Genomic DNA, 21,713 nt, shown 5'->3' with positions numbered 1-21,713 from the left:
GTCCCGTGGGTGGGGGCACCCCGGCGGTGGAATGGCTGGCGGGGTCGGGGCGTTGAACATGGCATGCCACCGCGGGTCTGCCCGGGTGGTGAGGGCCCGGAGCCCAGGCCGCGGGAACACCCGGCCGCCCGGCCCGGTTACATCCCCCGGAACCCCGGCCTGCCAGCCGGAACCCCGGGAGCCCGTGAGCGTGGTGGAATGCGTCGCCGGCCCGGGTCGTTACACCCCCGGACGCTCGAGCAGGCCACTGCCGCCGGGATCCCCTTCAAGACTTCCCTTTTTTGCGCGGCGCGACCGCACCCCCCGTGCGGGTGTCGTGCACACCCCCAAGCAGAGGAGCACGCCATCATGCGTACCGATCTGATCCGTAAGACCGCCCTGACCGCTGCCGGTCTCGCCGCCACCGCCGGTGGCATCGCCGGCCCCGCCATCGCCTCGCAGGCCACCCCGGCTGAGAAGGCCGCGCAGGTCACCACCGACCGTAAGGGCCACAGCGAGCGCGAACTCAACGTCCGTTACGAGGCGCAGCCGAACTTCTACTACTGCGGTCCGGCCGCCACCCGTAACGCCCTCTCGGTGCAGGGCAAGAACATCGACGTCGACGCCATGGCCAAGGAGATGGGCACCACCGAGGCCGGCACCAACTCCATCAACGACATCACCCCGGTCCTGAACAAGGAAACCGGCAGCAAGGACGCCTACAAGTCGGTGGAGATCCGCGAGAACAAGGCCGACGGCAAGCAGACCGACAAGCTGCGCGCCGACATCGTCCACACCGTCGATGAGGGCCGCGCCGTGGTCGCCAACATCGCCGGCACCGCCGTCGACACAGACGGCAACGTCCACTCCTTCGAGGGCGGGCACTACATCAGCGTCGTGGGCTACCGCGACGGCGGCCACACGGCGACCATCGCCGACTCGGCCGACCCGAACATGGCCTCCTACCGGATGAGCGTGGACAACCTCGCCGACTGGATCGCCACCCGCGGCTACACCGCCTCCTGACCCAACCGGCACCAACCCGAAAGGGCCGACCCCCACCCGGGGGCCGGCCCTTTCGTCGTATCCGGGCATGCGTGCCGCGGATCGGGTCGGTCAGGCAGGTGCCTCGCCGTCGGCGAGCACGGCGAGGATCTGGTCACCGTACTTGGCCAGCTTGTTCTCGCCGACGCCGTTGATCCGGGACAGCTCGGCCAGCGAGGCCGGCGCGTCGGTGGCGATCTGCCGCAGGGTGGCGTCGTGGAAGATGACGTACGCGGGCACGCCCTGCTCCTTCGCGGTGGCCGCCCGCCAGGCGCGCAGCCGCTCGAAGAGTGACCCGGCGGCCGGATCCAGCTCGGCGACCACGGTGGCGGCGCCGCGTGGTTTCGCGGACCGGCTGGAGGCCGGCTTCTCCGGCTCGCGGCGCATCGTCACGGTGCGCCGGCGGCCCAGCACCTCGGCACTCGCCTCGGTCAGCGCCAGCGTGCCGTAGTCGCCCTCGACGGCGAGCAGGCCCTCGGCGAGCAGTTGCCGGACCACCCCCCGCCACTCGGTCTCGCGCAGCTCGGTGCCGATGCCGAAGACGGTCAGCGTGTCGTGACCGTACTGGGTGATCTTGTCGGTCTGCTTGCCGAGCAGGATGTCGACGCAGTGCCCCGCGCCGAACCGCTGGTTGCGTTCCCGGTCCAGCCGGAAGACCGTGGAGAGCAGCTTCTGCGCGGCGACCGTGCCGTCCCACGACTCCGGCGGGTTCAGGCAGGTGTCGCAGTTGCCGCACGCGGTCGTCGCCGTCTCGCCGAAGTACTCGAGAAGCTGGACCCGGCGGCAGCGGACCGTCTCGCAGAGCGCGAGCATCGCGTCCAGGTGGGCGGCGAGGTTGCGGCGGTGCGCGAGGTCGCCCTCCGACGTCTCGATCATCTTCCGCTGCTGCACCACGTCCTGCAGCCCGTACGCCAGCCACGCCGTCGACGGCAGGCCGTCCCGGCCGGCGCGGCCGGTCTCCTGGTAGTAGCCCTCCACGGACTTCGGCAGGTCGAGGTGGGCGACGAAGCGGACGTCCGGCTTGTCGATGCCCATCCCGAAGGCGATCGTGGCCACCATGACCAGGCCGTCCTCGCGCAGGAAGCGCTGCTGGTTGGTGGCGCGGGTCACCGCGTCCAGACCGGCGTGGTACGGCAGGGCGGGGATGCCGTTCTGCACCAGGAACTCGGCCGTCTTCTCCACCGAGGCACGGGAGAGGCAGTAGACGATGCCGGCGTCGCCCGGGTGCTCGTCGCGCAGCAGGGCCAGCAGCTGCTTGCGCGGCTCCCGCTTGGGCACGATCCGGTACTGGATGTTGGGCCGGTCGAAGCTCGCCACGAAGTGCCGGGCGTCGGTGAGCTGCAGCCGGGTGGCGATCTCGGCCCGGGTGGCGCTGGTGGCGGTGGCAGTCAGCGCGACCCGGGGCACCCCCGGCCACCGCTCGTGCAGCATCGACAGGTTGAGGTAGTCGGGACGGAAGTCGTGCCCCCACTGGGACACGCAGTGCGCCTCGTCGATCGCGAAGAGCGCGATGGCGCCGCGTTCCAGCAGCTGGAGGGTCGATCGGACGGCCAGCCCCTCCGGGGCCAGGTAGAGCAGGTCCAACTCGCCGGCGAGGAAGGCCGCCTCCACCCGCCGCCGCTCGGCCAGGTCCTGCGTCGAGTTGAGGAAGCCGGCCCGCACGCCGACCGCGGTGAGCGCGTCCACCTGGTCCTGCATGAGGGCGATCAGCGGGGAGACGACGACGGCGACGCCGTCGCGGACCAGGGCGGGGATCTGGTAGCAGAGCGACTTGCCGCCACCGGTCGGCATCAGCACCAGCGCGTCGCCACCGGCCACCACGTGGTCGACGACCTCCTGCTGGAAGCCGCGGAAGGCGTCGTAGCCGAACACCCGGTGGAGCACCCGCAGGGCGTCCTCGGTCCGCAGATCGGTGGGGGAGACCATCCGCGCAGTCTACGAGCGTCCCCCGACAGCCCGACCGACGCCGAACCGCGTGCCGGCCGGGGCCTCCGCCCGCTTTCGGGACGGAACCGGACAAGCAGGTGTTCCGGTCGTCACCCCGTGGAATCCCGGGCGGGGTCCCAGCCGTTAGAGTCGCTGATTGACCACGCGCGGCCGACCGGCCGCGGCGCCACGGCTGGGGGTAGCGGGTGAGCGAGGCGCGGACGGCGGCGGACCTGGTGCCGGCCGAGACTGCGGGGGCGGAGCCGGCGGTCGGGCAGCCCGCGCCGACCGAGGCGGACACCAGCCTGGTGGTGGTGACCGGTCTCTCCGGCGGTGGGCGGAGCACGGTGGCCCGGGCGCTGGAGAACGTCGGCTACTACGTCGTCGACAACCTGCCCCAGGCGTTGATGTTGGACATGGCGGAGCTGGCGTTCAAGGCCGGCGGCGCGGCCCGGCGTACGGCGATGGTGCTGGACGTCCGCTCGCGCGCCTTCTCCACCGACCTGGCCGGGGCGATCCGGGAGCTCAAGGATCGCGGCTTCTCCCCGCGGGTGGTCTTCGTCGACGCCGACGACGAGGTGTTGATCCGCCGGTTCGAGAGTGTCCGGCGCTCGCACCCGTTGCAGGGCGACGGGCGGCTGGCCGACGGCATCGCCGTCGAGCGCGCCCTGCTGGAGGAGGCCCGCGACCAGGCCGACGTGATCATCGACACCAGCCACCTCAACGTCAACCAGCTCCGGCGCCGGGTCGAGGAGCTCTTCGGTGGCGAGGACGCCCGCCGGCTGCGGATCACCGTCCTCTCCTTCGGCTTCAAGTACGGGCTGCCGTCCGACGCCGACTTCGTGATGGACGCCCGGTTCCTGCCGAACCCGTACTGGGTGCCGGAGTTGCGGGAGCACACCGGGCGGGAGGAGGCGGTCAGCTCGTACGTGCTGGGCCAGGAGGGGGCGGACGCCTTCGTGGCGGGGTACGCCGACCTGGTCAACGCCACCACCGCCGGGTTCGAACGCGAGGGCAAGCGCTACCTAACCGTCGCCGTGGGGTGCACCGGCGGCAAGCACCGCAGCGTCGCCATCGCCGAGGAGTTGGCCGCCCGGCTGCGCCAGTCCGGCATCGCGGCCAACGCCCAGCACCGGGACCTGGGGCGGGAATGAGCCCGCGGAAGGTGGTCGCCTTCGGCGGCGGACACGGCCTGTCGGCGTCCCTGCGGGCGCTGCGGCACTGCGTACCGGAGCTGGACCTGAACATCACCGCGGTGGTCACCGTCGGCGACGACGGCGGCTCCAGCGGCCGGTTGCGCGCCGAGCGCGGCGGCCTGCCCCCGGGTGACCTGCGCCAGGCCCTCGTCGCGCTGGCCGGCGACCATCCGGCGACCCGGCGCAGCGCCGGGCTCTTCCAGCACCGCTTCGCCGCGGCGGCTGCCGCGCCGGAGGCCGGGAGCGCGGCCTGCGGCACCGATCCGCTGGCCGGGCACGCGGTCGGCAACCTCGTCCTGTGCGGGCTGATGGAGCTGCTCGGCGACCCGGTCGCCGCGCTCGACCACGCCGGGGCGATGCTCGGCGCGGTCGGCCGGGTGCTGCCGATGTCCCGCCAGCCGGTCGGCATCGAGGCCCGGGTGCGCGGCGCAGACGCCGACCACCCCGACGAGGTACGGACCGTGCGCGGCCAGCACCAGGTCGCGGTCACCAGCGGCCGGGTCGAGTCGCTCCGGCTGACCCCGGCGGCGCCGGCCGCCTGCGCGGAGGCGGTGACCGCGGTCGCCGAGGCCGATTGGCTGATCTTCGGGCCGGGCAGCTGGTACACCAGCGTGCTGCCGCACCTGCTGGTGCCGGGGCTGGCCCACGCCATCGTGTCGAGCCCGGCCCGACGGCTGGTCACGCTCAACCTGGTGGCCGAGAAGGAGACCCTCGGACTCTCCCTGGCCGACCATCTGGCCACCCTGCGGCGCTATCTGTCCGAGTTGAAGGTGGACGTGGTGTTGGCGGACTCCACGGCGGTGGGTGATCCTGAAGCGGTGCGACGTGCGGCAGAATCACTTGGTGCCCGGCTGGCCCTCGCTCCCGTCGCCGTCACCGACGGCACGCCCCGCCATGATCCGGCCGCCCTGGGCGCCGCGCTGGTGCCTGTCCTGGGCGCCGATCGTTAAGCACGTACGTAATCACCGGCGACACGCCGGTACGGGTCCGTGGAGGGGCGCAGAATGGCGATGACAGCCGCGGTCAAGGACGAGCTGAGTCGGGTCGACGTGCCCAAGCCCTGCTGCCGGCGGGCGGAGATGGCCGCCCTGCTGCGCTTCGCCGGTGGGCTGCACATCGTCTCCGGGCGGGTCGTGGTCGAGGCCGAGCTGGACACCGGCGCGGTGGCCCGGCGGCTCCGGCGGGAGATCGCCGAGGTCTACGGCTACCCCAGCGAGATTCACGTGCTCGCCTCCGGCGGGCTGCGCAAGGGCAGCCACTTCATCGTGCGGGTGGTCAAGGACGGCGAGGCCCTCGCCCGGCAGACCGGCCTGCTCGACGTGCGTGGCCGCCCGGTGCGTGGCCTGCCGCCGCACGTGGTCGCCGCCAATGTCTGCTGCGCGGTCTCCGCCTGGCGCGGCGCGTTCATGGCGCACGGCTCGCTCACTGAGCCGGGCCGCTCCAGCGCGCTGGAGATCACCTGCCCCGGCCCGGAGTCGGCGCTCGCCCTGGTCGGCGCGGCCCGCCGGATCGGCATCGTGGCCAAGAACCGCGAGGTGCGCCAAGTGGACCGGGTGGTGGTCAAGGACGGGGACGCGATCGCCGCGCTGCTCACCCGGGTCGGCGCCCACTCCAGCGTGCTGGCCTGGGAGGAACGCCGGGTCCGCCGCGAGGTCCGGGCCACCGCGAACCGGCTGGCGAACTTCGACGACGCCAACCTGCGCCGCTCGGCCCGCGCCGCGGTGGCCGCGGCCGCCCGGGTCACCCGCGCGCTGGAGATCCTCGCCGAAGACGCCCCCTACCACCTGACCTCGGCCGGCCGGCTGCGGCTGGAGCACCGGCAGGCCTCGCTGGAGGAGCTCGGTGCCCTCGCCGACCCGCCGCTGACCAAGGACGCCATCGCCGGGCGGATCCGCCGGCTGCTGGCGCTGGCTGACAAGCGGGCCCGCGACCTGGGCATCCCGGATACCGAAGCGGCCGTCACGCCGGACATGCTCGTGGTCTGATAGGACGGTGAGGCGCCAGCGGGCGAGCGGGATCACGACCCGCCGCAGCGCGGCGACGCACGCTCGGATAGGGTCGCTGCGTACGGCAAGGAGGCCGGCACAGGCACCCCTCGCCGTGCTCACCGCCTCGGGCGGTCAGGTCCTCTCAGACCGCGGCGGGGTGGCCGAGATGAACCGTCAACGGCCGGCTCCAACGGTCGGCGCACACACCTCCGCCGGCCCGGGTCTGACGCCGGCGGACCAGAACGCGAGGAGATGGGACCTGTGACCATCCGGGTTGGCATCAACGGCTTCGGCCGGATCGGCCGTAACTTCTTCCGGGCAGTGCTGGCGTCCGGCGCTGACGTCGAGGTCGTCGCGGTCAACGACCTGACCGACAACGCGACGCTCGCCCACCTTGTCAAGTACGACAGCATCCTGGGTCGCCTCCCGCACGAGGTGAAGGCCACCGCTGACGAGATCACCGTGGGCGGCAAGACCATCAAGGCGTACGCCGAGAAGGACCCGGCGAAGCTGCCGTGGGGTGAGGTCGGCGCTGACGTCGTCATCGAGTCCACCGGCTTCTTCACCGATGCCAGCAAGGCGAAGGCGCACGTCGACGGCGGGGCCAAGAAGGTCATCATCTCCGCCCCGGCGAAGAACGAGGACGTCACGGTCGTCATGGGCGTCAACCACGACCAGTACGACCCGGCCAAGCACACGATCATCTCGAACGCCTCGTGCACCACCAACTGCCTCGCCCCGATGGCGAAGGTCCTGCACGACACGTTCGGCATCCAGCACGGTCTGATGACCACCATCCACGCGTACACCCAGGACCAGAACCTGCAGGACGCGCCGCACAAGGACCTGCGCCGGGCCCGGGCCGCCGCGCTGAACATCGTCCCGACGTCGACCGGCGCCGCCAAGGCGATCGGCCTGGTGCTGCCGGACCTCAAGGGCAAGCTGGACGGCTACGCGCTGCGGGTGCCGATCCCGACCGGCTCGGTCACCGACCTGACGGTCAACGTCGGCCGGGAGACCACGGTGGACGAGGTCAACGCCGCGCTGAAGGCCGCCGCCGACGGTCCGCTCAAGGGCATCCTGGTCTACAACGAGGACCCGATCGTCTCCGCGGACATCGTCACCGACCCGGCGTCCTGCATCTTCGACGCGCCGCTGACCAAGGTCGTCGGCAACCAGGTCAAGGTCGTCGGCTGGTACGACAACGAGTGGGGCTACTCCAACCGCCTGGTCGACCTGGTCAAGCTGGTGGGTTCGTCGCTGTGAGCATCCGGACCCTCGACGACCTGCTCGCCGAGGGGGTGTCGGGTCGGCGCGTGCTGGTGCGCGCCGACCTGAACGTCCCGCTCGACAAGCAGACCGGTGAGATCACCGACGACGGCCGGATCCGGGCCGTGCTGCCCACGCTGAGCGCGCTGGTGCAGGCCGGCGCCAAGGTGGTCGTCTGCTCCCACCTGGGCCGCCCGAAGGGCGCGCCGGACCCGCAGTTCAGCCTCGGCCCGGTCGCCGGACGGCTCGGCGAGCTGCTCGGCGCGCCGGTGCACTTCGCCGCCGACACCGTCGGCGACTCCGCCCGGTCCACCGTGGAGGGGCTGGCCGACGGCCAGGTCGCGCTGCTGGAGAACCTCCGGTTCAACAAGGGGGAGACCAGCAAGGACGACGCCGAGCGGGGCGCCTTCGCCGACCAGCTCGCCGCCCTCGGCGACGCGTACGTGGACGACGCCTTCGGCGCGGTGCACCGCAGGCACGCCAGCGTCTTCGACGTGCCGGCGCGGCTGCCGCACGTCGCTGGCCGGCTGGTGCTGCGCGAGGTCGAGGTGCTGAGCAAGCTGACCAGCGAGCCGGAGCGCCCGTACGTGGTGGTCCTCGGCGGCTCCAAGGTCTCCGACAAGCTGGCGGTGATCGAGGCGCTGCTGCCGACGGTCGACCGGCTGCTCATCGGCGGCGGGATGTGCTTCACCTTCCTGAAGGCCCAGGGCCACGAGGTGGGCTCCTCGCTGCTGGAGGAGGAGATGGTGGAGACCTGCGGCAACCTCCTGCAGCGGTCCGAGGGCAAGATCATGCTCCCGGTCGACGTGGTGGCCGCGACCGCCTTCGCCCCCGACGCCGACCACGACGTCTTCCGCGCCGACGGCATCCCGAGCCACCGGGTGGGTCTGGACATCGGCCCGGAGACGGTCGCCGGCTTCGCCGCCGCCCTGAAGACCTCCCCAGGTGGAGCCCCGGGGAACGCGCGGACGATCTTCTGGAACGGCCCGATGGGCGTGTTCGAGATGCCGCCCTTCGCCGCTGGCACCCGGGGCGTCGCCGAGGCGATCGCCGACTCCGACGCGTTCAGCGTGGTCGGCGGCGGTGACTCGGCGGCCGCGATCCGGGTCCTCGGCCTCGACGAGAAGGCGTTCGGGCACATCTCCACCGGTGGCGGCGCCTCGCTGGAGTACCTCGAGGGCAAGACCCTCCCCGGCATCGCGGCACTGGAGGACTGATGGCGGGCGTCACCCGCCGGCCGTTGATGGCCGGCAACTGGAAGATGAACTTGAACCACCTCGAGGCCAACCTGCTGGTGCAGAAGCTGGCCGCGAGCCTGACCGAGAAGCACCTCACCGAGGTGGAGACGGTGGTCCTGCCGCCCTTCACCGACCTGCGTACCGTGCAGACCGCGGTGGACGGCGACAAGCTGCTGATCGGCTACGGCGGGCAGGACCTGTCGCCGTACCAGTCCGGGGCGTACACCGGGGACGTCTCCGGGCCGATGCTGGCGAAGCTGGGCTGCACGTACGTGGTGGTCGGGCACTCCGAGCGGCGGGCCTTCCACTACGAGGACGACGCGGTCGTCAACGCGAAGGTGGCGGCGGCGCTGGCCAACGGGCTCACCCCGATCCTCTGCATCGGCGAGGGCCTGGAGATCCGGGAGCAGCTCAAGCACGTGCCGCACTGCTGCGACCAGCTCGACGCCGCGCTGAAGGGGCTGACCCCGGAGCAGGTCACCAAGGTCGTCGTCGCGTACGAGCCGGTCTGGGCGATCGGCACGGGCAAGACGGCCACGCCGGAGGACGCCCAGGAGGTCTGCGGCGAGGTCCGCAAGCGGCTGGGGCAGACCTTCGACGAGGGCACCGCGCAGCAGGTCCGTATCCTCTACGGCGGGTCGGTCAAGGCGTCGAACGTCGCCTTGATCATGGCCCAGCCGGACGTGGACGGGGCCCTGGTGGGTGGGGCGAGCCTGGACGCCGAGGAATTCGCGCAGATCTGCCGGTTCCCGGAGCACATCGCCCGCTGACGGCTCGCTATTCTTGACTCCGCCCGTCCGCCGGCCGGTGCCGCGTGCCCGACCTGCCCGGGCAGATGATCGCTACGAGAGGACTGACCCCAGCCATGCCGATCGCGTTCGCGTACACGTTGATCGTGTTGTTGATCATCACGAGCATCCTGCTCACCCTGCTGATCCTGCTGCACCGAGGTAAGGGCGGCGGGTTGTCGAGCATGTTCGGCGGCGGCGTCAGCTCCAGCCTGGCCGGCTCCTCGGTGGCCGAGAAGAACCTCGACCGCTACACCGTTCTGGTGGGGATCGTCTGGTTCGCGTGCATCGTCGGGATCGGCCTCTGGCTGCGGCTGCAGATGAGCAGCGGGTCCTGAGCGAGCGCTTCTGGTCGTACAATCTGCGCGCGGTCCGTCACGACGGGCCGCGCGCAGTTTTTGTCCGCCGCACCCGCGTCGCCGCCGCCCCCGGGCGGCGGTCCCCGCACGACGACAGGAGCGAGCAGCCGTGCCGAGTGGCAACGTCATCCGTGGCGCCCGGGTCGGGTCCACCCCCCAGCGGCCCGCCGAGCGGTCCGTACCGGCCCCGCGCCGGGCGGTCGCCTACTGGTGCCGCAACGATCACCGGATCGAGATCCTGATCGCCGCCGAGGCGGAGGCGCCGCCGGTCTGGGACTGCCCGCACTGCGGCCAGCCGGCCGGGCCGGACGCGCAGAACCCGCCCGGCCGGGTCCGGACCGAGCCCTACAAGTCGCACCTGGCGTACGTGAAGGAGCGGCGCACCCCCGAGCAGGGCGAGGCGATCCTCGCCGAGGCCCTGGCCGCGCTGCGGCAGCGCCGCGGCGGGGCCTGACCCGCGCCGGCCCCGGTCCCGTCGGGGCTCGCGGTCCGACCGTCAGCGCAGGCTGCGCAGCCGCGGCGGCACCTCGGCCGCCGCGGCCCGGTCCAGCAGCCAGAGGGTACGACCAACGCCGCGCACGCCGGCCGCGGGCAGCTGCACCGGCCCCGCCCCGGCCAGCGCCATGCCCACCGCCCGGGCCTTGTCGGCCCCGCTGGCGACCAGCCAGACCTCCTCGGCCGTGTTGATCGCCGGCAGGGTGAGGGTGGTCCGCAGCGGCGGCGGCTTCGGACTGCCCCGGACCGCGCTGACCGGCCGGTTGTCGTGGTGCACCGGGTGCTCCGGGAAGACCGAGGCCACGTGCCCGTCCTCCCCGACGCCGAGCATCAGCACGTCGAAGTGGGGGAGTGCGGCGTGCCCCGGCCGGGCCGCCCGGGCCAGCTCCTCGGCGTACCGGGCGGCGGCCGCCTCCGGGTCGTTGCCGGCCGGCCCGTCGGAGGGCGGCATCGGGTGGATCCGGGCCGGGTCCAGCGGCACCACGTCCAGCAGCGCCGCCCGGGCCTGGGTCTCGTTGCGTCCCGGGTCGCCCGCCGGCAGGAAGCGCTCGTCGCCCCACCACACGTCGACCCGGGACCAGTCGACGGCGTCCCGGGCCGGCAGCGCCGCCACCGCCCGGTACACCGCCGCGGCGATCCGCCCGCCGGTCAGCACCACCGACGCCTGTCCCCGGTCCGCCTGGGCGTCCAGCAGCTTCACCACCAAACGGGCCGCCACCGCCTGGGCCAGCAGGTCGGCGTCGGCGTGTACGGCGACACTCGCCTCACTCATTCGTCGTGCCTCGCGTTCCGACCGCGTACGCGGTCACCTGTGCTCTCCGACCGCCCAGCGGTCCCGTCTGACGACCGCCGCGCAGGCGACCGTCGCGGCCCGTCCGCTCAGTGGTTCGCGGTCGTGCCGGCGTGCGCGGTGACCCCGGCCTCGGCCCGCTGGGCGGTCGCCGGATCCTTCCACACGTGCACCCGGGTGCCGGGGCGCTGGTCCAGGCCGGTGAGGCCGGCCGCGGCGCCGAGCGCTTCGGCGTAGACCTGGTCGGCGTCGAGCCGGCGCAGCTCCTCGGCCAGCTCGTCGCCGAGCGGCCGGCGGACCAGCGGCAGGGTCCGGTCCTCCTGCCCGCTGCGCCGGAAGGTGGCGGCGCTGTCCTCCCGGGTGAGCGTCAGCTCGTCGCCGTTGGCGCAGCGCAGCTGCACCTCCCGCAGCCGGGGGTGCACATCGGTGGGCTCCCACACCGGGTCGATGCCCAGCCGAGCGGCCAGCCAGCCGCGCATCAGCGCCGCCGTCGGGTCCAGCCGCGGCGCGACGACCGTCGCCCCGGTGATCCGGGCCTGGGTGGTGTCGAACGCCCCGGCGACCAAGGTGCGCCACGGGGTGATCCGGGTCCAGGCCAGGTCGGTGTCGCCGGGGGCGTAGTCCCGGGCCCGCTGGCGGATCGCCTCGATCGGGTCGGCGGCCTGCGCGGCGTCGGTGATCCGCCGGTCCGCCACCACGCCGAGGAAGTCGGTCGCGATCTCGGCCGGCGGCTCGCCGTGCCACCAGGCGACCACCGGTACGTCGGGCACCAGCAGCGGCATCACCACCGACTCGGCGTGCAGGGCGAGCCGGCCGTACATCCGGGTCACCACCGCCTCGCACGGGCCCAGCCGGCCGCCGACGACGATCTCCGCGTCCAGCCGGTTGCGGTCCCGCTCCACGTCCGAGCGGACCACCACCACGATCCGGCACGGGTGGGCGGCGGCGGCGATCGTCGCCGCCGCCTCCGCCTCGCGGACCCGCTTCTCGTCCACCACCACGATCAGGGTGAGCGCCATGCCGCTGGCCACCCCGCCGGCGCTGCGGCGCTCCGCGGCGAGCGCCTTGACCACCTCGTTGCCGGTGGTGTCCCACAGCCCGATCACTGGAGCCTCCTGGTTTCCTCGCTGTGCCCGGTCACGCCCGCCGCCAGGCCCGGCCCTCGCGGGCCAGCATCTCGTCGGCCGCCCGCGGCCCCCACTCGCCGGACCGGTACGGCTCCGGCTTCGTACCCGCCCAGGCGTGCTCCAGCGGGTCGACCACATGCCAGCTCTGCTCGACCTCGGCGGCGTCCGGGAAGAGGGTCCGGTCGCCGATCAGCACGTCCAGCACCAGCCGCTCGTACGCCTCGGGGCTGGACTCGGTGAACGCCTCGCCGTACTGGAAGTCCATCGCGATGTCGCGGACCTCCATGGTGGTGCCGGGCACCTTCGAGCCGAACTTCAACACCACGCCCTCGTCCGGCTGGACCCGGATGACGAGCTGGTTGTTGCCGAGCGACTCCATGTCCTCCTGGTTGAACGGCAGGTGCGGCGCCTTCTTGAACATGATGGCCACCTCGGTGACCCGCCGGGGCAGCCGCTTGCCGGCCCGGATGTAGAACGGCACCTCCGCCCAGCGCCGGTTCTGGATGCCGAGCCGGACGGCCACGTAGGTCTCCGTGGTGGAGTCGGCCGGCACGCCCTTCTCCTCCAGGTAGCCCACCGCGCGCTCGCCGCCGACCCAGCCGGGCAGGTACTGCCCGCGGACGGTGTCCCGGGCGACGTCCTTCGGCACCGTGATCGCCTTGAGCACCTTGAGCTTCTCGGTCCGGATCTCGTCGGCGTCGAAGCTGGTCGGTTCCTCCATCGCCACCAGGGCGAGGAGCTGAAGCAGGTGGTTCTGGAGCACGTCGCGGGCGGCGCCGGCCGAGTCGTAGAAGCCGGCCCGGGTGCCGATGCCGACGTCCTCGGCCATGGTGATCTGCACCGAGTCGACGTACTTGGAGTTCCACAGCGGCTCGAACAGGTTGTTGGCGAACCGCAGGGCGAGGATGTTCTGGACCGTCTCCTTGCCCAGATAGTGGTCGATCCGGAAGACGTCCGGCCGGGTGAAGACGTCGTCGACCAGGTCGTTGAGCGCCTTCGCCGAGGGCAGGTCGTGGCCGAACGGCTTCTCCACCACCACCCGCCGCCAGCCGCCGGACTTGGCGTTGTCCGCCATCCCGGTGCGGGCGAGCTGCTTGAGCACCACCGGGAAGGCCGCCGGGGGGATGGAGAAGTAGAAGGCGGCGTTGCCCGGGATGCCGTGGGTGTCGCGCAGCTCGTCGAGGGTCGCGGCGAGGTGGTCGAACGCGGCGTCGTCGTCGAACGAGCCGCCGACGAACTTGATGTTGCCGGCCAGCCGGGCCCAGACCTCGTCCCGCCAGGGCGTGCGGGCGTGCTTGCGGGCCGCCTCGCAGGCCAGCGTCTCGAAGTCCCCGTCGCCCCAGTCCCGCCGGGCGAAGCCGAGGACCATGAAACTGGGGGGCAGCAGCCCCCGGTTCGCCAGGTCGTAGACCGCCGGCAGTAGTTTCTTCCGCGCCAGGTCCCCGGTGACGCCGAATATCACCAGAGCGCACGGCTCCGGGATCCGCGGCAACCGCCGGTCCTGCGGGTCGCGCAGCGGGTTCACGCCGCCTCCTCGCTCCGCTGGGTTCACGTCATTCATCGTCACGTCCGTGTCCGTCCGGCCGCATCCAGCAGCTGGGCGACGCCCGCCGCCCGCTCGGTCAGGTGCAGTCGCAGCACCGGCCGCTCCCGGCCGGCCAGCGCCTGCCGGTCGCCGGCGGCCTGGGCCGCCTGGAGCTCTCCGAAGGTGTACGGGCGTCCCGGGACCGGCAGATCCTCGGCGACCGCGCCGGTCACCTGGAGGAAGCTGCCGACCTGCGGGCCGCCCTTGTGGTACTGCCCGGTCGAGTGCAGGAAGCGCGGACCCCACCCGAAGGTCACCGGCCGGCCGGCCGCCTCGGCGAGCAGCGGGCGCAGCCCGGCCATCGCCGCGTCGGCCTGGCGGTCGAGGTACGCCAGCACCGCGAGGTATCCGTCGTCGCCCAGCCCGTCGAGCAGCCACCGCAGCACGCCGGCCAGGTCGCCGGGAGCGGCCGGCGGCGCGTACACCTCGATGGCGCCCTCGGCGAACGACGGCGTCTCCGCCGGCGGACCCGCGGCCAGGATCCGGCTGGTGTTCTCCTTGCACTCGGTGACGTTCGGCTGGTCGAACGGGTCGACGCCGAGCACCACGCCGGCGATCGCGGTGGCGTACTCCCAGGTCAGGAAGTGCGCGCCGAGCGGGCCGTTGACCGCCACGTCGGGGTTGCCGCCACCGCCGGGCACGTCCCCCGCGGTCAGCGCCCCGCCGTAGGACACCGTGAGCACGTCGGGGCCGGCGGCGCCGGGCGCCCGCGGGGACTCCACCACCACCGGCAGGATGCCCACGCCGGCCTTGCCGGTCGACTCGGCGAGCAGCTGCTCCACCCAGTCACCCAGCCCGTCGATGCCGGTGCCGTCGCCGACCAGGGCGACCTTGTCGCGGCCGGTGGTGGCGGCCGCGGCCAGAGCGGCGCCCAGCGCCAGGCCCGGGTTGTCCCGGTCCCGGCCCAGCGCCCCGCCCAGCGCCTCGGCCTCGTCGAGGAGTTCGGTCACCTCGGCCCCGGCCAGCGCCGCCGGAACCAGCCCGAACGCGGTGAGCGCCGAGTACCGGCCGCCCACCTCCGGGTCGGCGAAGATGGTCACCACGCCCATCTCGGCGGCCGTCTCCGCCAGCGGCGAGCCCGGGTCGGTGACCACCACGAAGTGCCGGGCCGCCTCCGCCTCGGTCATGCCGGCGTCGAGGAAGGCCTGCCAGTAGGCGCGCCGGTGGCTGTCGGTCTCCACCGTCCCGCCCGACTTGCTGGAGATCACCACGACGGTCCGCTCCAAGCGGTCGGCCAGCGTCGCCCGGACCTGGCCCGGGTCGGTGGTGTCCAGCACGGTCAGCGGGCGGCCCAGGGTCCGGGCGATCACCTCGGGGGCGAGCGACGAGCCGCCCATTCCGGCGAGCACCACGTGGTCGAGGTCCTCCAGCTCGGCGGTCAGCTCGGCGAGCTGGGGGAGGAGTTCCCGGCTGCGCCGGTGGGTGTCCAGCCAGCCGAGGCGGGCCTTCGCCGTCGGCTCGGCCTCCGGGCCCCACAGCGTCGGGTCCTTCGCGGCCAGCGCGGCGGGGACGCCCCGGCGCGCCAGGGCGTCGCGCACCGAGGCGGGCGCGGACCGGTCCACCGCGTCCGCGCCGTACACCGCCAGCCCGGCGGCCGCGTCCGCCGGGCCGGCCAGCAGGTCGCTCACGTCGCCACTCCCAGCGGTACGGCGACGGCGTGGAGCGCACCGGGCCGTCCCGGTGCGCGTCCGCCGCCGTTCGTCACGCGTTGCCCCCGGCCCGTTCGGCGGCCCGGGCGTTGCCCTTGGCGGCACTACCCGGCTTGCCGGCGCCCTTCGCCGCCTCGGTCAGCGACTTCCGCACGCCGTTGAGCAGCTCCAGCCAGCTCGTCTCGAACTTCTCCACGCCCTCGCGCTCCAGCGTGACGATCACGTCGGCCATGTCCACGCCGACCGCCTCGAGGTCGGTGAAGACCTTGCGGGCCTCGTCGTACGAGCCGGTGATGGTGTCCACGCGGACCTCACCGTGGTCGGCGAAGGCGTGGATGACCGACTCCGGCATGGTGTTGACCGTGCCGGGGGCGATCAGCTCCTCCACGTAGATGACGTCCCGGTAGTCCGGGTTCTTCGTCGACGTGGAGGCCCACAGCGGGCGCTGCGGGTGGGCGCCCGCGTCGGCCAGGGCCTGCCACCGGTCGGAGCCGAAGACCCCGCAGTAGCGCTCGTACGCCAGCCTGGCGTTGGCGACGGCGGCCTTGCCGCGCAGCGCCTTCGCCTGGTCCGAGCCGATCTTCCCCAGCCGCTTGTCCACCTCGGTGTCGACCCGGGAGACGAAGAACGAGGCGACCGAGCCGATCTTGGACAGGTCGTGGCCGTTCGCCTTCGCCTGCTCCAGGCCGGCGAGGAACGCCTCCATCACCTGGGAGTAGCGGTCCAGCCCGAAGATCAGCGTCACGTTGACGCTGATCCCCTGGGCGAGGGTCGCGGTGATCGCCGGCAGGCCCGCCTCGGTGGCCGGGATCTTGATGAAGAGGTTGGGCCGGTCGATCAGCCACCACAGCGACCCGGCCTCGGCGACGGTCTTCTCCGACTCGTGGGCCAGCCGCGGGTCCACCTCGATGGAGACCCGGCCGTCCACCCCCGCGGTCGCGTCGTACGCCGGCCGCATCACGTCACAAGCCCACCGCACGTCGTACGTGGTGAGCATGCGGACGGCCTCCTCGACGTCCACCCCACGGATGGCGAGGTCCTTGAGCTGCCAGTTGTACTCGTCCGCGTCGCTCAGCGCCTTGGCGAAGATGGTCGGGTTGGACGTCACCCCGACCAGGTGCTTCTCCCGGCGGAGCTGGTCCAGCCCACCGGAACTCAGTCGGGTCCTCGAAAGATCGTCGAGCCAGATCGCCACACCCGCGGCGCTGAGCTCAGCCAGCCTGTCCGTCATGCCGTCCACGCTCCCCTCAGTTACCGGTCGTGTTACCGGTGATGTCGCCCACCCGGGTCAGTGCCGCGTGCGCGGCGGCCACGATCCGGTCGGGGGTGAACCCGAACTGCTCGAAGAGCACGGTGTGCGGGGCGCTCGCGCCGTAGTGCTCCAGGCTCACGATCTCGCCGCAGTCGCCGACGATCCCGCGCCAGGACATGGCGATGCCCGCCTCCACGCTCACCCGTGCCTTTACCCCGCGTGGCAGCACCGACTCCCGGTAGGCCTCGTCCTGCTCGAAGAACCACTCCTGGCAGGGCATGGAGACGACCCGGGTCGGCGTGCCGTCGGCCTCCAGCCGCTCCCGGGCGGTGAGGCAGAGCTGCACCTCCGAGCCGGTGCCGACGATGATCACCTGCGGTTTGCCGGTGGACGCCTCGGCCAGCACGTAGCCGCCCTTGGCGACGCCCTCGGCGCCCGCCAGCGCCTCCCGGTCCACGGTCGGCAGCGGCTGCCGGCTGAGCGCCAGCGCGGTCGGCCGGTCGGTGTGCTCCAGGGCCTGCCGCCACGCCCACGCGGTCTCGTTTGCGTCCGCCGGGCGGACCACGTCCAGGCCGGGGATGGCCCGCAGCGCGGTCAGGTGCTCCACCGGCTGGTGGGTGGGGCCGTCCTCGCCGAGCCCGATCGAGTCGTGCGTCCAGACGTAGACCACCGGCAGCTTCATCAGCGCGGCGAGTCGGACAGAGGGGCGCATGTAGTCGCTGAACACCAGGAACGTGCCGCCGTACGGGCGGGTGCCGCCGTGCAGGGCGATGCCGTTGAGGATCGCGCCCATGGCGTGCTCCCGGATGCCGAAGTGCAGCGTGCGGCCGTACTCGTCGCCGGGGAAGTCCTTGGTGGCGTGGGTGGCCGGGATGAAGGACGGCTCACCCTTCATCGTGGTGTTGTTGCTCTCCGCCAGGTCGGCCGAGCCGCCCCAGAGCTCCGGCAGCACCGGGGCGAGCGCCTCCAGCACCTTGCCGGAGGCGGCCCGGGTGGCCACGCCCTTGGCGTCGGCGGGGAAGGTCGGCAGCGCGTCCGTCCAGCCCTGTGGCAGCACCCGGCCGGCCATCCGGTCGTAGAGCGTCCTGCGCTCCGGGTTGGCCCCGGCCCAGGCGTCGAAGGCCGTGGTCCACGCCTGCTGGGCCTCGGCGCCGCGGACCATCACCGTGCGGGCGTGCTCGAGGACCTCCTCGTGGACCTCGAAGCTCTTCTGCGGGTCGAAGCCGAGGATCTCCTTGGTGGCCTTCACCTCGTCCGCGCCGAGCGCCGAGCCGTGGATCTTGCCGGTGTTCTTCTTGTTGGGGGCGGGCCAGCCGATGATGGTGCGCAGCGCGATGAAGGAGGGGCGGCCGGTCTCGGCCTTCGCCGCCACCAGCGCCCGGTACAGCGCCTCGACGTCCTCGTGGTAGTCGCCCTGGTCGGCGTCGCCGCGCCGCCAGTCGACGGTCTGCACGTGCCAGCCGTACGCCTCGTAGCGGGCCGCGACGTCCTCGCTCTTGGCGATCCGGGTGTCGTCCTCGATCGAGATCTCGTTGTCGTCGTAGATCACCGTGAGGTTGCCGAGCTGCTGGTGGCCGGCGAGCGAGCTGACCTCGTGGGAGATGCCCTCCTCGATGTCGCCGTCCGAGGCGATGCACCAGATGTCGTGGTCGAAGACCGACTCGCCCTGCTCCGGCTCCGGGTCGAAGAGGCCGCGCTCGCGGCGGGCCGCCATCGCCATCCCGACCGCGTTGCCCAGGCCCTGGCCGAGCGGGCCGGTGGTGGTCTCCACGCCCGGGGTGTGCCCGTGCTCCGGGTGGCCCGGGGTGAGGGAGCCCCACTGCCGCAGCGACTGCAGGTCCTGCAGGCTCAGCGGGTAGCCGGAGAGGAAGAGCTGGATGTAGAGGGTCAGGCTGGAGTGCCCGGCGGAGAGCACGAAGCGGTCCCGACCGGGCCAGTTCGGGTCGGCGGGGTTGTGCCGCATGACCCGGTTGAAGAGGAGGTAGGCCGCCGGGGCGAGGCTCATCGCCGTGCCCGGGTGGCCGTTGCCGGATTTCTCCACGGCGTCCATGGCCAGCACGCGGACCGTGTCGACGGCCCTGCGGTCGAGGTCGGACCAGTTGAGAGCGGGAAGCTCGGGTCGGTTGGCAGCCACGATGGTTGTGCTCCTCGGCAGATGGGCGGAACCCTCACTGATGACCCTATCGAGCGGCCCTAAACATGCGCCCGGGGATCCTCTGCATGGTGTTCTGTACGTGTCCGACCGGATCGGTCGTTCGATGCCGACTGTGACGCCTCGCACCGTTGTCGGGTCTCGCGGGCAGCCAAAACGACGACGCGTAGTGTGTGGGGCGGTGTGTGGACCCCGGACGGGGTCCGGACCGACCGACCTCCCCCTGCCGACGCCGGAAGGTGGCAATCCGTGAGCATGATCACCGAGCGCCCCGTCAGCAACTCTGCCGGGCAGCCGCCGGTGCGCACGGTGGGGGAGGCGCCGGCGACCAGCCGTCGGGACGTCCGGGCGGCGGTCGGGGCGTACGTGGCGCTGACCAAGCCGCGGATCGTCGAGCTGCTGCTGGTCACCACCGTGCCGGCGATGATGCTCGCCGACGGCGGGATGCCGTCGCTCTGGCTGGTCGCCGTGGTGCTGGTCGGTGGCTCGCTCGCCGCCGGGGCGGCCAGCGTCCTGAACTGCTACATCGACCGGGACATCGACCAGCTGATGCGGCGCACCAAGCGCCGTCCGCTGCCGGCGCACACCGTGGCGCCCCGCAACGCGCTCGTCTTCGGGCTGGTGCTCGCGGTGATCTCGGTCGCCCTGATGGCCGCGACCACCAACTGGCTGGCGGCCGGGCTGACCCTGGCCGCCATCGCCTACTACGACCTCGTCTACACGCTCTGGCTCAAGCGGACCACCGCGGCCAACACCTTCTGGGGCGGGGCGTGCGGGGCCGCGCCGGTGCTGATCGGCTGGGCCGCGGTCACCGGCTCGCTCGCCCCCGCCGCGTGGGGCCTGTTCGCGGTGGTCTTCTTCTGGCAGATGCCGCACTTCTACGCGCTGGCCATCAAGTACAAGGCCGACTACGCCCGGGCCGGCATCCCGATGCTGCCGGTGGTGGCCTCGGTGCGTCGGGTCAACGCCGAGATCATCGTCTTCTCCTGGCTGACCCTGCTCTCCTCGCTGGCCGTCTGGCCGCTCGGGATGAGCCCGATCTACGGCGTGACCGCGCTGGTGGTGGGCGGCATCTTCGTGGTCGAGGCGCACAAGCTCTGCGGGCGGGCGGCCCGCGGCGAGGCGGTCAAGCCGATGCGGCTGTTCCACTGGTCGACCACGTACCTCACGATCCTCTTCGCGGCCGCCGCGCTCGACGCGTTGATCTGACCCATTCGCAGTCATCCGGGCGGATGACTGCACGCAGGTCGCAGATTTCATCAGAATTTTTTTCGCCCTGAGTCCGGGTGGCTCATGTCGGACAGATTGTGACTATCCGCCCCGCCCGTTTCGCCCTGACTTAGCAGGACATGTCCGGGCGAATTACCTGTGGTCTTCCTTAAACCCGAGGGTAATTGGCATCACAAATTGTTCATGCTTCTCGCACATGCGGGTGGAAGTCTGCTTAGGCTTCGCGTCATGGCAGATGGTTCCGATACGACGCTGACGGCTCAGCAGGCCGCTGGAGAGCAGGCCCCCAACGGTCTGGTTTCAGGCATCAAGTCGTTCGCCGCCGGACACGGCGGCGCGAAGGCGGTCATCGAGTACGTCGGCAAGCGTGGAGCGCGGATCGTCCTCGTGGGTGAGGACGGGGCGTGGGCCGACCAGTTCGCGGACGACACCGTCGTCGCGCGGCAGGCCTGCGCCAAGGCGGGGGTCACCGTCGAGAACGCCTGGGAGCGGGAACTGATGGACCAGATGCGGCCGAGCAACGACCTCTGGCGGTCCATGGCCCGACGCACCATGGCCCGTTGACCGATAAATTGATCAACAACCACCAGCCGGCCCGGGGGAAACCCCGGGTCGCTCTCGTGACCTGCACCGAACTCGCCGACCTCGACCCGGACGACCGGCTGGTGCTCGGGCCGCTGGCCACCCGGGGGATCGCCGCCGACGCGGTGGTCTGGGACGACCCGGCTGTGGACTGGCCCGCGTACGACCTGGCGGTGCTCCGCTCGCCCTGGGACTACGCGCTGCGCCGCGACGAGTTCGTCGCCTGGGCGGCCAAGGTGCCGGGCCTGGTCAACCCGGCCGAGGTGGTCCTCTGGAACACCGACAAGCGCTACCTGGCCGAGCTCTCCGCAGCCGGGGTGCCCACGGTGTCCACGGCGTGGGTGGCGCCCGGGGAGGGCTGGGTGCCCGGGGACTCCGGCGAGTACGTCGTCAAGCCGGCGGTCAGCGCCGGCAGCCAGGACACCGGCCGCTACGACCTGGCGGACCCGGAGCACCGTGAGCTCGCCGCCGCGCACGTCCGGCGGCTCTCCGACGCGGGCCGGCTGACCATGGTGCAGCCGTACCTCCACGCGGTCGACACGGCCGGCGAGACGGCCCTGCTCTTCCTGGCCGGTCCGGACGGGCTCCGGTTCAGCCACGCGATCCGCAAGGGCGCCATGCTGACCGGCCCGGACCTGGGCGTCGAGGGGCTCTACAAGGCCGAGGACATCAGCGCCCGGACGGCCACGCCCGAGCAGTTGGCGGTGGCGGAGCAGACCCTCGCCGCGGTACCCGGCGGTACCGGGCAGCTGCTCTACGCCCGGGTGGACCTCATCCCGAACCCGGACGGATCGCCCGTCCTGGTCGAGCTGGAACTCACCGAGCCCTCGCTCTTCATCGGCCACGCCGACGGCGCCCCCGAGCGGCTGGCCGAGGCGATCGCCACCCACCTGGCCCGCCGCCCCTGACCGTCTCCGGGTGCGTGTGTCGTCGCCCGGCGACGACAGGCGCACCCGATCCGTCCGGTGCCTGTCCCGCCGACCGGCGGATCTTCGCGCGCGCAGCGCGGAAGGGGCGGGGGGATCAGGCGGCGGCGGGGGCCGGTTCGGTGGCGAGGACGGGGT

Annotated in this window: 19 protein-coding genes; 12 read left to right on the top strand and 7 right to left on the bottom strand. The window is 72.5% G+C overall.

Annotation, left to right across the window (positions count from 1 at the left end; all coding sequences use genetic code 11):
* Window positions 1–348 precede the first annotated feature (348 nt).
* Complete coding sequence (locus DKT69_RS36955) at window positions 349–1,005, top strand: C39 family peptidase (protein WP_109805983.1); 657 nt, start codon at window positions 349–351, stop codon at window positions 1,003–1,005.
* Window positions 1,006–1,095: 90 nt separating this feature from the next.
* On the opposite strand, the gene recQ is transcribed toward DKT69_RS36955, so the two are convergent.
* Window positions 1,096–2,949, bottom strand: coding sequence for a DNA helicase RecQ (gene recQ, locus DKT69_RS36950; RefSeq protein ID WP_109805982.1), 1,854 nt, complete (start codon window positions 2,947–2,949; stop codon window positions 1,096–1,098).
* 236 nt (window positions 2,950–3,185) lie between these two features.
* On the opposite strand from recQ, the gene rapZ reads away from it, so the two are divergent.
* The 8 genes from rapZ (at window position 3,186) to DKT69_RS36910 (ending at window position 10,241) form a co-directional block, all read left to right on the top strand.
* Window positions 3,186–4,103, top strand: a complete 918-nt coding sequence (gene rapZ, locus DKT69_RS36945) for an RNase adapter RapZ (RefSeq protein ID WP_109805985.1) — start codon at window positions 3,186–3,188, stop codon at window positions 4,101–4,103.
* Window positions 4,100–5,095 (top strand): gluconeogenesis factor YvcK family protein, encoded by a 996-nt coding sequence (locus tag DKT69_RS36940; protein WP_109805981.1) that lies wholly within the window; start codon window positions 4,100–4,102, stop codon window positions 5,093–5,095. Before rapZ ends, DKT69_RS36940 begins: the two co-directional genes overlap by 4 nt.
* Before the next feature lie 54 nt (window positions 5,096–5,149).
* On the top strand, window positions 5,150–6,130 hold the full coding sequence (gene whiA, locus DKT69_RS36935; RefSeq protein WP_109805980.1) for a DNA-binding protein WhiA: 981 nt from the start codon (window positions 5,150–5,152) through the stop codon (window positions 6,128–6,130).
* Between the two features lie 264 nt (window positions 6,131–6,394).
* Window positions 6,395–7,399 carry a type I glyceraldehyde-3-phosphate dehydrogenase gene (gene gap, locus DKT69_RS36930; RefSeq protein WP_109805979.1) on the top strand — a complete coding sequence of 335 codons (1,005 nt, stop codon included), beginning with the start codon at window positions 6,395–6,397 and terminating at the stop codon, window positions 7,397–7,399.
* Complete coding sequence (locus DKT69_RS36925; RefSeq protein ID WP_109805978.1) at window positions 7,396–8,619, top strand: phosphoglycerate kinase; 1,224 nt, start codon at window positions 7,396–7,398, stop codon at window positions 8,617–8,619. Before gap ends, DKT69_RS36925 begins: the two co-directional genes overlap by 4 nt.
* Complete coding sequence (gene tpiA / locus DKT69_RS36920) at window positions 8,619–9,410, top strand: triose-phosphate isomerase (protein WP_109805977.1); 792 nt, start codon at window positions 8,619–8,621, stop codon at window positions 9,408–9,410. The genes DKT69_RS36925 and tpiA overlap by 1 nt, the downstream gene beginning before the upstream one ends.
* Before the next feature lie 95 nt (window positions 9,411–9,505).
* Window positions 9,506–9,766 carry a preprotein translocase subunit SecG gene (gene secG / locus DKT69_RS36915; RefSeq protein ID WP_109805976.1) on the top strand — a complete coding sequence of 87 codons (261 nt, stop codon included), beginning with the start codon at window positions 9,506–9,508 and terminating at the stop codon, window positions 9,764–9,766.
* 130 nt (window positions 9,767–9,896) lie between these two features.
* The gene (locus tag DKT69_RS36910; RefSeq protein ID WP_109805975.1) at window positions 9,897–10,241 is read left to right on the top strand and encodes an RNA polymerase-binding protein RbpA; all 345 of its coding nucleotides are present in this window, start codon (window positions 9,897–9,899) and stop codon (window positions 10,239–10,241) included.
* A 42-nt stretch (window positions 10,242–10,283) separates the two neighbouring features.
* On the opposite strand, the gene pgl is transcribed toward DKT69_RS36910, so the two are convergent.
* The 6 genes from pgl to tkt all read right to left on the bottom strand — a co-directional run bounded on the left by pgl (window position 10,284) and on the right by tkt (window position 18,819).
* Window positions 10,284–11,054, bottom strand: coding sequence for a 6-phosphogluconolactonase (gene pgl, locus DKT69_RS36905; protein WP_109805974.1), 771 nt, complete (start codon window positions 11,052–11,054; stop codon window positions 10,284–10,286).
* A 107-nt stretch (window positions 11,055–11,161) separates the two neighbouring features.
* Window positions 11,162–12,178: a glucose-6-phosphate dehydrogenase assembly protein OpcA gene (locus DKT69_RS36900; RefSeq protein ID WP_109805973.1), complete on the bottom strand. Its 1,017-nt coding sequence runs from the start codon at window positions 12,176–12,178 to the stop codon at window positions 11,162–11,164.
* Between the two features lie 31 nt (window positions 12,179–12,209).
* Window positions 12,210–13,760, bottom strand: a complete 1,551-nt coding sequence (gene zwf, locus DKT69_RS36895) for a glucose-6-phosphate dehydrogenase (RefSeq protein WP_109805972.1) — start codon at window positions 13,758–13,760, stop codon at window positions 12,210–12,212.
* A gap of 2 nt (window positions 13,761–13,762) precedes the next feature.
* Window positions 13,763–15,412 (bottom strand): phosphoglucose isomerase-related protein, encoded by a 1,650-nt coding sequence (locus DKT69_RS36890; RefSeq protein ID WP_109805971.1) that lies wholly within the window; start codon window positions 15,410–15,412, stop codon window positions 13,763–13,765.
* A 73-nt stretch (window positions 15,413–15,485) separates the two neighbouring features.
* The gene (tal, locus tag DKT69_RS36885) at window positions 15,486–16,664 is read right to left on the bottom strand and encodes a transaldolase (RefSeq protein ID WP_109805984.1); all 1,179 of its coding nucleotides are present in this window, start codon (window positions 16,662–16,664) and stop codon (window positions 15,486–15,488) included.
* 16 nt (window positions 16,665–16,680) lie between these two features.
* The gene (tkt, locus tag DKT69_RS36880; RefSeq protein WP_109805970.1) at window positions 16,681–18,819 is read right to left on the bottom strand and encodes a transketolase; all 2,139 of its coding nucleotides are present in this window, start codon (window positions 18,817–18,819) and stop codon (window positions 16,681–16,683) included.
* Between the two features lie 267 nt (window positions 18,820–19,086).
* On the opposite strand from tkt, the gene DKT69_RS36875 reads away from it, so the two are divergent.
* The 3 genes from DKT69_RS36875 to DKT69_RS36865 all read left to right on the top strand — a co-directional run bounded on the left by DKT69_RS36875 (window position 19,087) and on the right by DKT69_RS36865 (window position 21,557).
* Complete coding sequence (locus DKT69_RS36875; protein WP_109805969.1) at window positions 19,087–20,046, top strand: heme o synthase; 960 nt, start codon at window positions 19,087–19,089, stop codon at window positions 20,044–20,046.
* Window positions 20,047–20,295: 249 nt separating this feature from the next.
* Window positions 20,296–20,631, top strand: coding sequence for a hypothetical protein (locus tag DKT69_RS36870; RefSeq protein WP_109805968.1), 336 nt, complete (start codon window positions 20,296–20,298; stop codon window positions 20,629–20,631).
* Window positions 20,632–20,639: 8 nt separating this feature from the next.
* Window positions 20,640–21,557 carry an ATP-grasp domain-containing protein gene (locus tag DKT69_RS36865; protein ID WP_109805967.1) on the top strand — a complete coding sequence of 306 codons (918 nt, stop codon included), beginning with the start codon at window positions 20,640–20,642 and terminating at the stop codon, window positions 21,555–21,557.
* The last annotated feature ends 156 nt before the right edge of the window (window positions 21,558–21,713 follow it).

It is taken from the genome of Micromonospora sicca (assembly GCF_003172935.1).
GTDB lineage: Bacteria > Actinomycetota > Actinomycetes > Mycobacteriales > Micromonosporaceae > Micromonospora > Micromonospora sicca.
The sequence above is the reverse complement of the archived record's forward strand: the minus strand, read 5'-3'. Positions and strand labels throughout refer to the sequence as shown.